This window comes from Phycisphaerae bacterium (assembly GCA_018003015.1).
Taxonomy (GTDB): domain Bacteria; phylum Planctomycetota; class Phycisphaerae; order UBA1845; family PWPN01; genus JAGNEZ01.
In genome coordinates, this window is sequence record JAGNEZ010000112.1 from 1 (window position 1) to 12,040 (window position 12,040).

At 61.0% G+C, this 12,040-nt stretch carries 13 protein-coding genes; 10 read left to right on the forward strand and 3 right to left on the reverse strand.

What is annotated here, in order from left to right; all coding sequences use genetic code 11:
* Positions 1 to 792 precede the first annotated feature (792 nt).
* The 4 genes from KA354_24275 (at position 793) to KA354_24290 (ending at position 4,943) form a co-directional block, all read left to right on the forward strand.
* Positions 793 to 933 (forward strand): hypothetical protein, encoded by a 141-nt coding sequence (locus tag KA354_24275; GenBank protein ID MBP7937768.1) that lies wholly within the window; start codon positions 793 to 795, stop codon positions 931 to 933.
* 276 nt (positions 934 to 1,209) lie between these two features.
* Positions 1,210 to 2,160 (forward strand): PEP-CTERM sorting domain-containing protein, encoded by a 951-nt coding sequence (locus KA354_24280; protein MBP7937769.1) that lies wholly within the window; start codon positions 1,210 to 1,212, stop codon positions 2,158 to 2,160.
* 171 nt (positions 2,161 to 2,331) lie between these two features.
* Positions 2,332 to 2,628 carry a hypothetical protein gene (locus tag KA354_24285; protein MBP7937770.1) on the forward strand — a complete coding sequence of 99 codons (297 nt, stop codon included), beginning with the start codon at positions 2,332 to 2,334 and terminating at the stop codon, positions 2,626 to 2,628.
* Positions 2,629 to 3,671: 1,043 nt separating this feature from the next.
* On the forward strand, positions 3,672 to 4,943 hold the full coding sequence (locus KA354_24290; protein MBP7937771.1) for a DUF1254 domain-containing protein: 1,272 nt from the start codon (positions 3,672 to 3,674) through the stop codon (positions 4,941 to 4,943).
* Positions 4,944 to 5,133: 190 nt separating this feature from the next.
* Here KA354_24290 and KA354_24295 read toward each other — a convergent pair whose 3' ends face one another.
* Complete coding sequence (locus KA354_24295) at positions 5,134 to 5,517, reverse strand: hypothetical protein (protein ID MBP7937772.1); 384 nt, start codon at positions 5,515 to 5,517, stop codon at positions 5,134 to 5,136.
* 77 nt (positions 5,518 to 5,594) lie between these two features.
* Between KA354_24295 and KA354_24300 the strand changes: the two genes are divergently transcribed.
* Together KA354_24300 and KA354_24305 are read left to right on the forward strand one after the other, a co-directional pair.
* Entirely contained in the window at positions 5,595 to 5,828 is a 234-nt protein-coding gene (locus KA354_24300; GenBank protein ID MBP7937773.1) for a hypothetical protein, read from the forward strand.
* 95 nt (positions 5,829 to 5,923) lie between these two features.
* Positions 5,924 to 7,957, forward strand: a complete 2,034-nt coding sequence (locus tag KA354_24305; protein ID MBP7937774.1) for a glycosyltransferase family 39 protein — start codon at positions 5,924 to 5,926, stop codon at positions 7,955 to 7,957.
* Between the two features lie 116 nt (positions 7,958 to 8,073).
* Here the strand turns inward: KA354_24305 and KA354_24310 are convergent, their stop codons facing one another.
* Positions 8,074 to 8,589, reverse strand: coding sequence for a cysteine hydrolase (locus KA354_24310; GenBank protein MBP7937775.1), 516 nt, complete (start codon positions 8,587 to 8,589; stop codon positions 8,074 to 8,076).
* Between the two features lie 188 nt (positions 8,590 to 8,777).
* Between KA354_24310 and KA354_24315 the strand changes: the two genes are divergently transcribed.
* Positions 8,778 to 9,179 (forward strand): tryptophan-rich sensory protein, encoded by a 402-nt coding sequence (locus tag KA354_24315; GenBank protein MBP7937776.1) that lies wholly within the window; start codon positions 8,778 to 8,780, stop codon positions 9,177 to 9,179.
* A gap of 45 nt (positions 9,180 to 9,224) precedes the next feature.
* On the opposite strand, the gene KA354_24320 is transcribed toward KA354_24315, so the two are convergent.
* Positions 9,225 to 9,740 carry a hypothetical protein gene (locus tag KA354_24320; GenBank protein MBP7937777.1) on the reverse strand — a complete coding sequence of 172 codons (516 nt, stop codon included), beginning with the start codon at positions 9,738 to 9,740 and terminating at the stop codon, positions 9,225 to 9,227.
* Between the two features lie 188 nt (positions 9,741 to 9,928).
* On the opposite strand from KA354_24320, the gene KA354_24325 reads away from it, so the two are divergent.
* Genes KA354_24325 through KA354_24335 form a run of 3 tightly spaced genes read left to right on the forward strand, consistent with a single transcriptional unit; the run spans position 9,929 to position 11,909 of the window.
* Entirely contained in the window at positions 9,929 to 10,291 is a 363-nt protein-coding gene (locus tag KA354_24325; GenBank protein MBP7937778.1) for a four helix bundle protein, read from the forward strand.
* A 1-nt stretch (position 10,292) separates the two neighbouring features.
* Positions 10,293 to 10,787 (forward strand): hypothetical protein, encoded by a 495-nt coding sequence (locus tag KA354_24330; GenBank protein ID MBP7937779.1) that lies wholly within the window; start codon positions 10,293 to 10,295, stop codon positions 10,785 to 10,787.
* 12 nt (positions 10,788 to 10,799) lie between these two features.
* Positions 10,800 to 11,909 (forward strand): beta-lactamase family protein, encoded by a 1,110-nt coding sequence (locus tag KA354_24335; protein ID MBP7937780.1) that lies wholly within the window; start codon positions 10,800 to 10,802, stop codon positions 11,907 to 11,909.
* Positions 11,910 to 12,040 lie beyond the last annotated feature (131 nt).

The window sequence follows — 12,040 nt, forward strand, 5'->3', positions numbered from 1 at the left end:
CGCCCAGATCGTGCAGGACACGTGTGACCACCCGGTCCCGGTAGGCCGAGCGGTCGCAGGATGGACACGGCCGAGACTTGAAGTTGCGGGTTTGCTTGACGATCCTGGGCTTGGGCAGATCCTCCACGCGGGTGATGCCTTCGGTCACGTCGGGCAGGTACTCTCCGGGGCCTTCCATGGCGGTCCTCCTGTGAAAACGTCCTGTTCTCAAAGGAATCGTCGGCATTCCGGCCAGCGGAACAAGAGGAAAACCCGGCATCTATGCTACAGAGTCGTTTTGCGGATCATATCCTCTCTCCGCATTCCGAGCATCGTGGCTCGGGTATGCCCCGCAGGATGTAGCCGCATTTGCGGCAGCGCGTTTCGTTTTCGAGGGCCGATGGGCCAAAACGGCAGGTCGAGGATGCATAGACCAAAACACCAGCGGCGGTGCAGAGGAGGAAGCCCAGCACCCCGATCCCGGCTGGCAAGCCATACGGTTGCTGCCTGTAAACCAAGTTAGCCGGTGAACCGACCGTGATTATCTCAACCCGGATTTCCCAGATGACACTTGCGGTGGCGTGCAATGAGGTGACGGTTCCCGCGATGAATACAGGCAAAAATGAACCTCAGGCCGCTGAACTCCGGACAATCCAATGGGTGAAGCACGCAAGGGGGCGTTGCGGGTCGGTTTTGACAGCCAGATCAAGCTGGAGTTCCACGGCGCATCCGTTACCGCTGACGCAGGACTGGTCGCGCACCGCGAACTCGATGAAGCGCTGGGACTGACGGCGCTGGCGGACGAATTGTTCCGTGATCGGTGCGAAGGTGGTGCGTCACTCGAAATACGTGTTCTTCCAGATGGCCGAGGTGGCGGTCCCGCGCAAACTCTTCGCCGCCATCCTGGATCGCATCCGGCGCCTGCGTGTCGTGCCCGCCATGGTGCCTGCATGATGTTCCCACCAGCACGTCAGAACGGCTCCCGCTGCAATGGTCGTCGGGGATGCCCTGCGCCGACCACAAGAAACGAGGTCGAGAAGCCGCCCTGGCACGCGTTGGAGGTGCCGTTTCAGCCCGGAAGACCCGAAAAAACTCGAAAGTGGGGTAGCCGCAACGGGGGGGCGCTATTACAGTATAGAATACGGCTCGGCGGCGTAGCCGGGCAAGGTCAAATGAGAAATGTCGGGTCAGTAATCCTAGGCGCGTAGGCGTCCTGACGGAGGGAAAAACATGCACACGGTCAAAACTCTCGTATGGGCGGCTCTGGCTGCGGCGCCGGGCGCTGTCCTGGCTGCGCCGCTGTACCAGCAGGATTTCGAGGTCGATTCCAGTGCGAGCTGGATCGTGAACAAGGGGCCCGCCACCACCGATGAGGCCCACGATTTCTTCTTCGACTACAGCACGGTGGGCATTCCCGCCGCCCCGAGCGGCGCGGGCACCCGGGGCGTGAAGCTGCAGGCCAATCAGAGCAGCGGCGTCTTCGGCGGCATGAGCGTCTCACCCATGGGCCAGAGTTTCGCGGGCGATTACGAGGTCACGTTCGACTGGTGGGAGAATTTCAACGGCCCGTTCCCGGTGGGCGGCAGCGGCTCGACGCAACTGGGAACCTTCGGGCTCGACACCAGTGGAACGGTGGCTCAGTGGCCGGGCGGGACGCAGGACAGCATCTGGTTTGGCGCGACCGGCGATGGCAATTCGTCGAGTGACTGGCGGGCGTATTCGCCCACGGCGCCCACGCGTTACACGGATACGGCTGCGGGCATCTATGCAGCCGGCGCGGTAGCGGGCAGCAGCAATGGCAGCAATGCATACTATTCCAGTTTCGGAAACGTCGCCGCCCCTGCGGCGCAGAGCGCGCTTTTCCCGCAACAAAGCGGCAACACGCTGGTCGGCTCAGCCGGCATGGAGTGGCACCGGGTCTCCATCAAGAAACAGGGTGGCAGCGTGACCTGGACGGTCGATGGCATTCTGATCGCGACGGTTCCCGTCGGGGACGATACCGCGCTCACGGGGAACAACATCTTCTTCGGGCGTTCCGACACCAATGCGACGTCCTCGACCGACGTTAACGATGTGAATCTTCTGTTTACGCTGATCGACAACGTCGTGGTCACGCCGGAGCCGGCGTCGCTCGCGCTGCTGGCGATGGGCGGGCTGGCGCTGCGGTGTCGCCGTCGATAAAAGATCACCTTGGCTACGGGTTCACCCGTGGGCCGCGAGTAGAGACTCGCGGCCCTCTTTTGCAGGTGCGGGCGGTCACTTCGGCTGCGGAACAATGCGCAGATACGGCCGGGGGGCTTTCCGGCCGGCGGGACACTTCTTTTGGCGTCTTCGTCGGAGACGGCGGGCAGAATGATGACGTCGTCACCGGGTTGCCGGTTCGCATACCTGTGTCGCTGGCATGTTCCGCCCGACCACTTGGCCCCCGAGATGACCGCAGAACTGCGCGTGTTCAAGGATGCTGACGCCCTGGACCGTTGGCGCATCAGCGACCTCAATCCCTCGTTCCTCAGGACCGCATCCGCGCAGAAACTCCTGCGGGCGAGTTATGTCCTTTGGACCGAGACGACCCGCATGTCCAACCCCGACCAAGCATTCACATGTGTTCTGGCGGCTGCCCAGGCACTCGGTACCCTTGCCGATGGTTGATCCGCCCGCCGGGCCTTTGTCCTTGACGCAGTCCTGTTTCCCAAACCGCATTCCAACTGCTCGTTTCGGTCGCGGGATACCGGTGGAGATGTCGGCCGCAACCACCACATCGACGACTCCCAGCAGGTCGTCCTTACTGGCGCTTTACTGGCGGTTCGCATGTAAGGATCTGCAACGAAAAGGACTTAAAGCGATCAAACCGTGACGAAACGGGTCTTGACATGGGCGCGTAAGCCCTTTATCGTTAAGGAAATAAGGCTGCGGGCGTAATTCAGTGGTAGAATGCCAGCAGGCACCCCCGAACACTCCAAGCCCCTGCAAATCCTGAAGTTACAGCTAGGCGGCTGGAAGAAACCTGGAAGTTCCTCTATGAGCAGTCATCACCAGCCCCGACGTACTGCCCCATCACCGAGGGCTGCATAAGAGTCTCAAGGAGTTGGAGCCTTGAGACTCCGTCAGGCGGGACAACCGCAGCAGCGGAAACGGCTTGGAGGCAGCAGTCTCAAAGTCTCACGTTCTACGACCTGTCACCCACCAGCCAGACGACGCCCAGGGCAAGACGTGGGACCAGATTGCCGCGTTTGTTGGTCACCTGGATCCGAAGGCCACCCGGCGGTACATCCACTTCATACCGAAGGACAAGCGGGCAACGGTGGAGTCGATTCCGTTTGAGTTCTGAGGGGTACCCAAACCTCGAGAAACCATCCGCCTTTGCTATTCGGGACTCAGCTACCACCGTGCTACCGTCGCGAGCTGGGCGGGGGGCCCGCTTGCGGGCGAAACGGAGGTCGCGGAAAATACCGCTGCTGGTCGAGCAATCGGCAGAGCTCGATCCTTGAACGAGTTTTTGTCGCGGTGAAGGAGAGCGAGCCTTGAAATCTGACCGACTTTTGAGGATTGGGACCGTGGTCCTTGCGGGTGTCCTGGCGGCGGCGGCAGCCCTCACCGCTCCCCCGACCGCTCTGGCGCAGGAGTCTGGCGCGAAGCTCACGCCGGACGAAGCACGGAAGATTGCCAAGGAAGCGTACATTTACGGCTTTCCGATGGTGGACAACTACCGTATCCAATACGCCTATTTCCAGGATCACGGCAACCCCGAGTTCAAGGCTCCCTGGAACCAGATTCACAACATGGCCCGGGTCTACACGCCAGAAGACAAGGCTATTCAGACGCCCAACTCGGACACGCCCTATTCCATGGTAGGGATGGACCTACGGGCCGAGCCCCTGGTGCTCACGGTACCGGTGGTCGAAAAGAGGCGCTATTTCTCGGTCCAGCTCATTGACGCCTACACGTTCAACTTCGACTACATCGGCAGCCGGACGACCGGCAATGATGGCGGCAGCTTCCTCGTCGCTGGCCCTCGCTGGAAAGGCGAGCGTCCTAATGGCATCAAGCAAGTGTTCCGTTCCGAGACCGAATTCGTCCTCGCGGCCTACCGCACACAACTTCTCAATCCGGATGACATTGAGAACGTCAAGAAGGTGCAGGCGGGCTACAAGGTCGAGCCGCTTTCCGCTTTCCTGAAGCAGCCCGCCCCGGCAGCACCGCCGAAAATCGATTTTGTCAAACCGCTGACTCCGGCAGAGCAGAAGACTTCGCTGAAGTTCTTCGACATTCTGAATTTCGTTCTCCGGTTCTGCCCCACCGATCCGTCGGAGAAAGATCTGATGGCACGGTTCGCCGGGATCGGCGTGGGCGCTGGAAAGAAGCTTGATCCCGCTCAGCTCACGCCCGAGTTGAAACAGGCGATCACGGAGGGCATGGCAGGTGCCTGGAAAGAGCTGGAGAACTTCGAGAAAACCGAACTTGCCACCGGCAAGGTGACCAGCGGCGATATCTTCGGCACGCGGCAATACCTGAAGAACAAATACCTGTATCGGTTTGCGGCGGCGGTGATGGGCATCTACGGCAACTCGAAGCAGGAAGCGATGTATCCGATCTACCAGGTGGACGCCGCCGGGCAGAAGCTCGATGGGTCAAAACACCGCTACACGCTGCGCTTCGCACCGAACGGGTTGCCCCCGGTTAACGCTTTCTGGTCACTGACCATGTACCGGCTGCCGGAGAGCCTGCTGTATGCCAACCCGATCAACCGCTATCTCATCAACTCACCGATGCTGCCCAACCTCAAACGTGACGCCGACGGCGGGCTGACCCTCTACATCCAGCACGAGTCCCCGGGGGCGGAGAAGGAGTCGAATTGGCTACCCGCTCCGAACGGACCATTCGTGGCGTTTCTGCGCCTCTACTGGCCGAAGAAAGAAGCTCTGAACGGCACCTGGGAGCAGCCCCCGATGCAGCCCGTGAACTGACCGGTGACCGCGAAGTCACGGACAAGACGCGACAACCTGCCCCGCTCCGTAGTAGGCGCGCGGTCTACCGCTGTGAACGCATATCCAACGGCATCGACCGGTTAAGTAGTGCCCTCGGCCCGATAGACGGCCTTATGTTGCGGAGCGTGATCGGACCAGCCTGACGTGAATGCTTCTCCTGACCTTCAAATCACTCGAATGGGTTGTATTTGCCGTAGTAGGGATCCTCGTCGATGAACTTGGCAATCGTCTTGATGTCGCCCATCACCCCGAACATCGACAACCACTGACCTGTGTGCCGCATGTACTCCAGTTGAAAGGGGCCGCCAGGCGCTGGGACGACGCGCAGGAACTTGGTCATGTAGCGGAGCGAGGGATCAGGCTTCTTCGTGTCGGGGTTCCAGGGTATCACGGGCACCGAGATGATGACGTTGTCGCGGTACAGCTTGTACTCCCACTCCGTCCGCTTCTCTTCGCCTTTCGTTAGCAGAGTCCGTAGCTCATCAAGATCCCGCTGGGTGAGCACTCGAACCCAGGTCATGCCCCTCGTGGATTGACGTTTCCTCGTGGCCATGCTGGTGTCCATTCTATCTCTTCCGTTCGCGCCGTGAAACGGGGAGCCGCTGCCACCAGTCTCAATGAGTTGGAGCCATGGGCACGAGTGGACGCAGTAACCGCAGCAGCGGCAACGGCTTGGATGCGGCAGTCTCAAGGTCTCACGTTCTACGGCCTGTCGCGCACCGGCCAGATGACGCCCAGGGGAAGACGTGGGACCAGATTGCCGCGTTCGTGGGTCATCTGGACCCGAAGACCACGAGGCGATACATCCATTTCATGCCGAAGGACAAGCGGGCGACGGTGGAGTCGATACCGTTTGAGTTCTGAGCAGCGAGTCTGCGAACGACGGCAGATCAGTCCTGCTCGTGATAAGAAGCTCCTTCCTTTGAAGGTTTCCTCTGTCGCCGTAAGATTGTGGGACAATGGACGGAAGGAATTCCTCCGAAGCCTGTGAACTCACGACTGCCGGATCGGCGGGCGCGCCGAAGCGAATCACACGAACATGCTTCGTCGTTGTCCTTTTGATTGCCGCGGCGTTCCGCCTGTGGAACCTCGGCGCGAACGAATTCGGCAATCTGTATTACGCCGCAACCGTCCGGAGCATGGCCACAAGCTGGCACAATTTCTTCTACGCCTCGTTCGACCCTGCGGGCTTCCTCTCCGTCGATAAACCCCCCGTCGCGTTCTGGCTCCAGGTGCTCAGCGTGAAGATCCTCGGTTACACGGGCTTCGCGCTTCATCTCCCGCAGGCTCTCGAAGGCATTTTGTCGGTGATTGTCGTGTACCTTCTCACTCGCCGCGTAGCTGGTGAGTCGGGCGGCCTGCTGGCCAGCCTTGTCATGGCCATCACCCCAGCGAGCGTTGCGATTGACCGCAGCAACCTTCCCGATAGTTGCCTGCTGCTCGTCTTATTGCTGGCGGCAGCGGCGCTCTTGCGTGCAACGGAAACCGGGCGGTGGAGATGGCTGCTGCTCAGTACCGCACTCGTAGGCTTGGCCTTCAACGTCAAGCTGACTGCCGCATACCTCGTGCTTCCGACTTTCTACCTGGTCTATTGGCTCGGGTCGCCGGTGGTTCGAAGCGTGCGGCTCGCGCAGTCGGGGGCAGCCGCCGTGGTGTTGTTCGCGGTATCGTTGTCCTGGGCAACCATTGTTGATCTGACGCCCGCCCGCTCGCGCCCCTACGTGGGCGATACGCGGAACAACTCGGTTCTGGGCCTGGCATTCCACCTTCAGGGTATGCAGCGGGTCACGGGCGAGGCCAAGGAACGGCCCGGTCCACCTCCTTCCAGCGGCGTACCCGGATCCTTCGGAGAGTCGTTTACCGGTCATGGCGGACACCCCGGTCCCTTTCGGCTCGCGAACCGTGACCTGGCAGGACACATTACCTGGCTGCTTCCATTTGCGGTCGTGGGGCTCGTCGTAATCTCACGCACGTCCCGATTCACCCTGCCCTTGTCATGTCTGCACCAGAGCGTACTACTCTGGAGCGAATGGTTCGCGACTTATGCGCTGACGTTCAGCTTCTCGAATAGCCCCATCCATCCGTACTACCTGACTTTGTTGGCTGCACCGACAGCGGCCCTTGTAGGGATTGGCGCGACCGTGCTCTGGAAGGCTTACGTAAAGGCCGAGTTCCGATCACTTGCGCTACCCGTGGCGCTCGCGGTAACGGCATTCTGGCAGGCATGGGTGCTTGCGTACCATGCAGACTGGATGCGCTGGCTGTTGCCACTCGTGCTCTTGGGAACCGGCATTGCCGTGATCGGCCTATTGGTGGCGCGGACGCGGGGGCAAGACTCCGTCGCCTGCCGCCTTCAAATCGTCAGCGCATCGCTTGGCGTGGCGAGCCTCCTGATCTGCCCAGCCGCTTGGTCAGCGACACCCGTTATCGCAGCGGGTGGTCGCATGGTGCCCGTCGCCGACCCCATTCTTCTTGCCCGCCGTGACAACCCGCGCGGCGCGGATGATGACTGGCGTGACGCTCAGACGCTGGTCGAGTTCCTTCGCACCAATCGCAAGGACGAGAGATTCTTCCTGGCCGTCCCTGACATCCATCTCGCCTCGCCTATTATCATCGATACTGGCGCAAGCGTGATGGCCTATGGGGGGTTCTCAGGGAGCGATCCGATCCTGACCGTCCAGCAGTTTGCCGGGATGATCGAGGCTGGGGCATTTCGGTTCGTGCTGCTGAGCAGCCGACCGCCTCCTGGCGGAGCGCGCCCGGGCCAACAGGATGCCATTGCAGCCTGGGTGCGCGAGTACGGGAGGGAAGTCTCATCTGATCGCTGGAAACCAGCCAACGTATGGGGAAACAACCTCGGGCCACCCCCATCTCCCTGGGGCGAAACGTCCGAGATGCTCCGCCAACTTTTTCGTGGCCCGGATTGTCGGCTCTACGATTGTGCCCAGGCGGCCACAGATTCTAGGGGCACCTCCAAGACACCTTGGAAATGAGAGCGGACCTCGATGGTTGTCTGAAGCTGCCGCTCATGGTTCGGAACCTGGCCCGCAAAGACGGCGTCAATCCCCTGCAATCGCTGATTTGGGTTCTCGCTACCGCAGGCAGGCAATTACAGCGCGTCGTTCGATGGTACGAGCGGTAGGCGTGTCGATACGGCGTGCAGCGCAATGTTGTGCAGCATCTCGTTCACCGTCGTGCAGCAGTCCGCGAGTATCGACACCTTGTACTTCTCCGCCGACCTCGATATCGCGGCGTGGGTTACGCAGTTCTGCGTCATCATGCCGCAGACGAGCAACTCCGTCGTACCGAGCTTGGCCAGCGTTTCCTCAAGCGTGGTGTTTACGAAGCTGTCGGCATACTCCTTCACGACGATGGGAGCTTGCGGAGCAGCCGCAAGGATGCGTGGATGGACCTCAGCGCCCGTCGTGCCCTGATTGAAGAAGGGCGCGATTCCTGCGGCGCTGTTGGCGACGTGCTGGATGATGATGACAGGAATGCCTTGAGCCTTTGCCCGCTCAATGGCGTGCTCGATGCGTTCAAGTACAACGTCGGCGTTCCACAGGGGGAACTTGCCCCCAGGGAAGTAATCACTCTGGAGATCGATGACCAGGAGTGCCTTGCTCACGGGTAGCTCCTTGTAGCCGAGATTCCGCAGGCAACTCGCCCCACCACGTCCAAGTGGACCGGTTCAGTCTACCGCGATTAATGAAGGTTGGCCACGGCTCCGGTCGGACAGCCCTGATGCTGGACGGGCGTTCGACTTGCGACCAGAATACGGTCGCTGCCGCGCCGGTGCAGAACGGGAAATCGCCGATGGACTGGATGACGTGGTACAACGGGCTGGCCAAACCGAGTTGGACGCCATCGCCGCCCACCATCGGCCTGATCTGGCAGATCCTCTACCCGATTATCATCGTCACCTTCGGATTCGTTTTCGTGCAGGCGTTTCGTGGAAAGCTCGCCTGGGTCATTGCCTTGCCCTTCGCCATCAACCTCGTCGCTAACCTGATCTTCACGCCCATTCAGTTTGGAATGCGTAACCTGACGTTGGCATCTGTGGACATCCTGATCGTCTGGAGCACGATCATTTGGTCGGTGGTGGCCGTGTGGCCGCATTATCGATGGGTCGCCTTGGCTCAGGTGCCGTACTTCGTCTGGGTTTCCACCGCCACCGTGTTACAATTGTCGATCACCTGGATGAATCGAGGCGGGTGAGTCGTTTGCAGCAGCCGCGGCAGTCCATGAGTCGGGACATGCTCCTCACGGTTCGGATGCCAGGTCACCAAAGATGAACGCCAGCAAGTCGTTGGCGGAAGAACGGGAGGCTTGCTCCAACGGCATGAACCGGTACTTGTGCGGATGTCGTCGCATCTGGTGGGCAGCCACGCAGAGACAATCGGCAATCGCCTTCGGCAGACACCGTGGCGATCCGTCCGGTTGGCCACCGACCAGCTTCCGATAGCCTTCCAGGAAAGCTCCGGCGTTGCGCTGGTCGGGTTCAATTCGTTGGAGGCGGAGCCCTGCCTCCGTTATCACAGCCATGATACGTCCGTCATCGTTGCCAGGCATGACCATCAGCCCGCCCAAGATGTCCTCAGCGCTACGAAGCACAACGGCCCGCTCAGATGCCTTCTTCAGGGTCTCGGTCAGATGCGGGAGCGATCTCACCCAGGGTTCGTCCATCTTGTCGGCGACCAGCGCTTCCTGCTGCCGCTCCAAATCGCCAACGAGGGAATCATCCTCTCCGCCGAGCAGGCGATAGCACTTCGCGAGCATGTCCACATCACCGTTGCGGCTGACGAGGCGAAAGACTGCTTCGATGATGCGGACGGCTTGGCGGCGCGTGCGATAGGGTTCGCCGCTTGGCCTCGAGCGGCAAGACCCCTGCTCACCTGCGGTCTACTGATCTACTGTTCTCCTGCTCAACTCTGATCCGCCCTCTTCTCTTCGAACGAGCCTTCGGCATGGCCTTCATGTTCGAGAACCTCGTTGTCTACCAGAAAGCCGTTGACTTCGCCGACAACGTGGCCGGGCTTACTCAGGGGTTCCCGCGAGGATTCTACTTTCTTGCAGACCAGTTGAATCGCGCAGCGTTCCCTATCGCGACCAATCTGGCAGAGGGGAACGGCCGGTTCACAAAGGCCGACCGCAGACATTTCTTCACCATCTCGCGTGGCTCAGTGCAGGAGTGCGTGCCGCTCCTGGAATTGGCTCGCAGGCGTGCCCTTATCAGCCCACAGGACGCAGAGGCTCTCAGGGGCCGTCTTGAGGAAATCTCTCGCATGCTCTCCGGCCTCATCAACGGGCTGGAAAACCGCGGGATCTGAAGTGGCTCCGGGCGGCTACTGCAGCCTCTTCACGCTCAGTCTACTGATCTGGCTCGTCGCCGGTCTGGCCTACGTTGTCCGGTCGATCCGCCACGGCATCGCGATCAACCGGCTGAACGGACGAAGTTCACCGTACCCACGTCGGACGATGCGGTGGTTTGTCCCGCCCGTTGCGCTCCTGCTGACGGTTGTCGCCCTCGTCACGAGGCTTCCGCTTCGGACTGGCTTCGGGTTAAGCCGTGGAGGATTGGACCGCCTCGCGAAAAGCGCGGCTAGCGTCCGGCCGGGCTCCACGTTGCCCAATCAGCGAATCGGGCTATACTGGGCGGAGTCAATCGAGGCGTTTCCGGGCGGCGTCAGATTCGCAGTCCGCGGCGCAGGCTTCCTGGACCGTAACGGGTTCGCCTACCCGCCCTCCAGCCCGCCGCTCAGGATGGGCGAGGACTATTACCGCCCAATCAACGGCCAATGGTACACCTGGCGCGAGAGCTGGTAGATGTCGCGTCGTATGACCCATGCCATTCTTGTCCTGCCCGCGCTTCTGGCCGGATGCTTAGCTCCTGCCAGGCAGGATACGCTTATCACGCCTCCCCCGCAGGCTCCCAATCCTCTGGATGCCATCGTTCTGGATCAAATGGCCAACCGGCACATCCCCGGCCTGTCGCTGGCCATCATGAAAGACGGCAGCCTGGTGAAGGCCACCGGCTACGGCTTGGCCAACGTCCAGTTGAATGTCCCCGCCACCCCCGAGACCGTCTACCAAATCCAGTCCATCACCAAGTCCTTCACCGCCACGGGCGTCATGATGCTCGTCGAGGAGGGCAAGATCGACCTCGATGCCCCAATCAGTAAGTACCTCGACGGCACGCCCGACACCTGGAAGGACATCGCCGTCCGCAACCTCCTTACCCACACCTCCGGCATCAAGGACTTCATCAACGAACCCACTGCCAGCCTCCGCCTCGACGTGACCGAGGAGGAAGTCCTCAAAGCCGCCGCTCCCCGCCCCTTGAACTTCCGGCCCGGCGAGACTTACGCCTACAGCAACACCAATTACCACCTGCTGGCCATGATCATCCGCAAGGTGACCGGCAAGTTCTACGGCGACTTCCTCCGCGAGCGTATCTTCGAACCCCTGGGCATGACCCATACGGCCGTCATCAGCCGCTACGACGACATCCCCAACGCGGCGGCTGGCTACATCCGCAAGAACAACGTCCTGCGTAACGGCCAGTTCATCGCTCCGTCGATCCTCGGCTACGGCGGCGGCGGAATTCGCTCCACGGTCCTGGACATGGCCAAATGGGACGCGGCCCTCTACACCGAGCGGCTGCTCAAGAAGGCCAGCCTTGAGCAGATGTGGACGCCCGCCAGACTCGACAACGGCCAGACCCTCGGCTACGGCTTCGGTTGGTTCGTCGCCACCGTGAACGGCCACCGCCGCCTGGCCCACAGCGGCGGGCACGTGACCGGGTTCTCCTCCATCATCCACCGCTACCCCGACGACCGCATCACCATCGTCGTCTTCACGAATCTCAGCCTCGCCGACCCCGGTCGCATCGCCAGCCGTCTCGCCGAATGCTACATCCCCGACCTCGCCCACTCCGCCTCCAAGTAGAAGAACTAACCCAAGTTACTGAACAACTGCGATTTTGAAAAGATCTTCGGGTTGGCATCCGCGTTCTCCGGGCGATCAGCGGGGTTGGATGGCGTTTTCGGCGATGTAGTGGAAACCTACCCTCTTGAAGA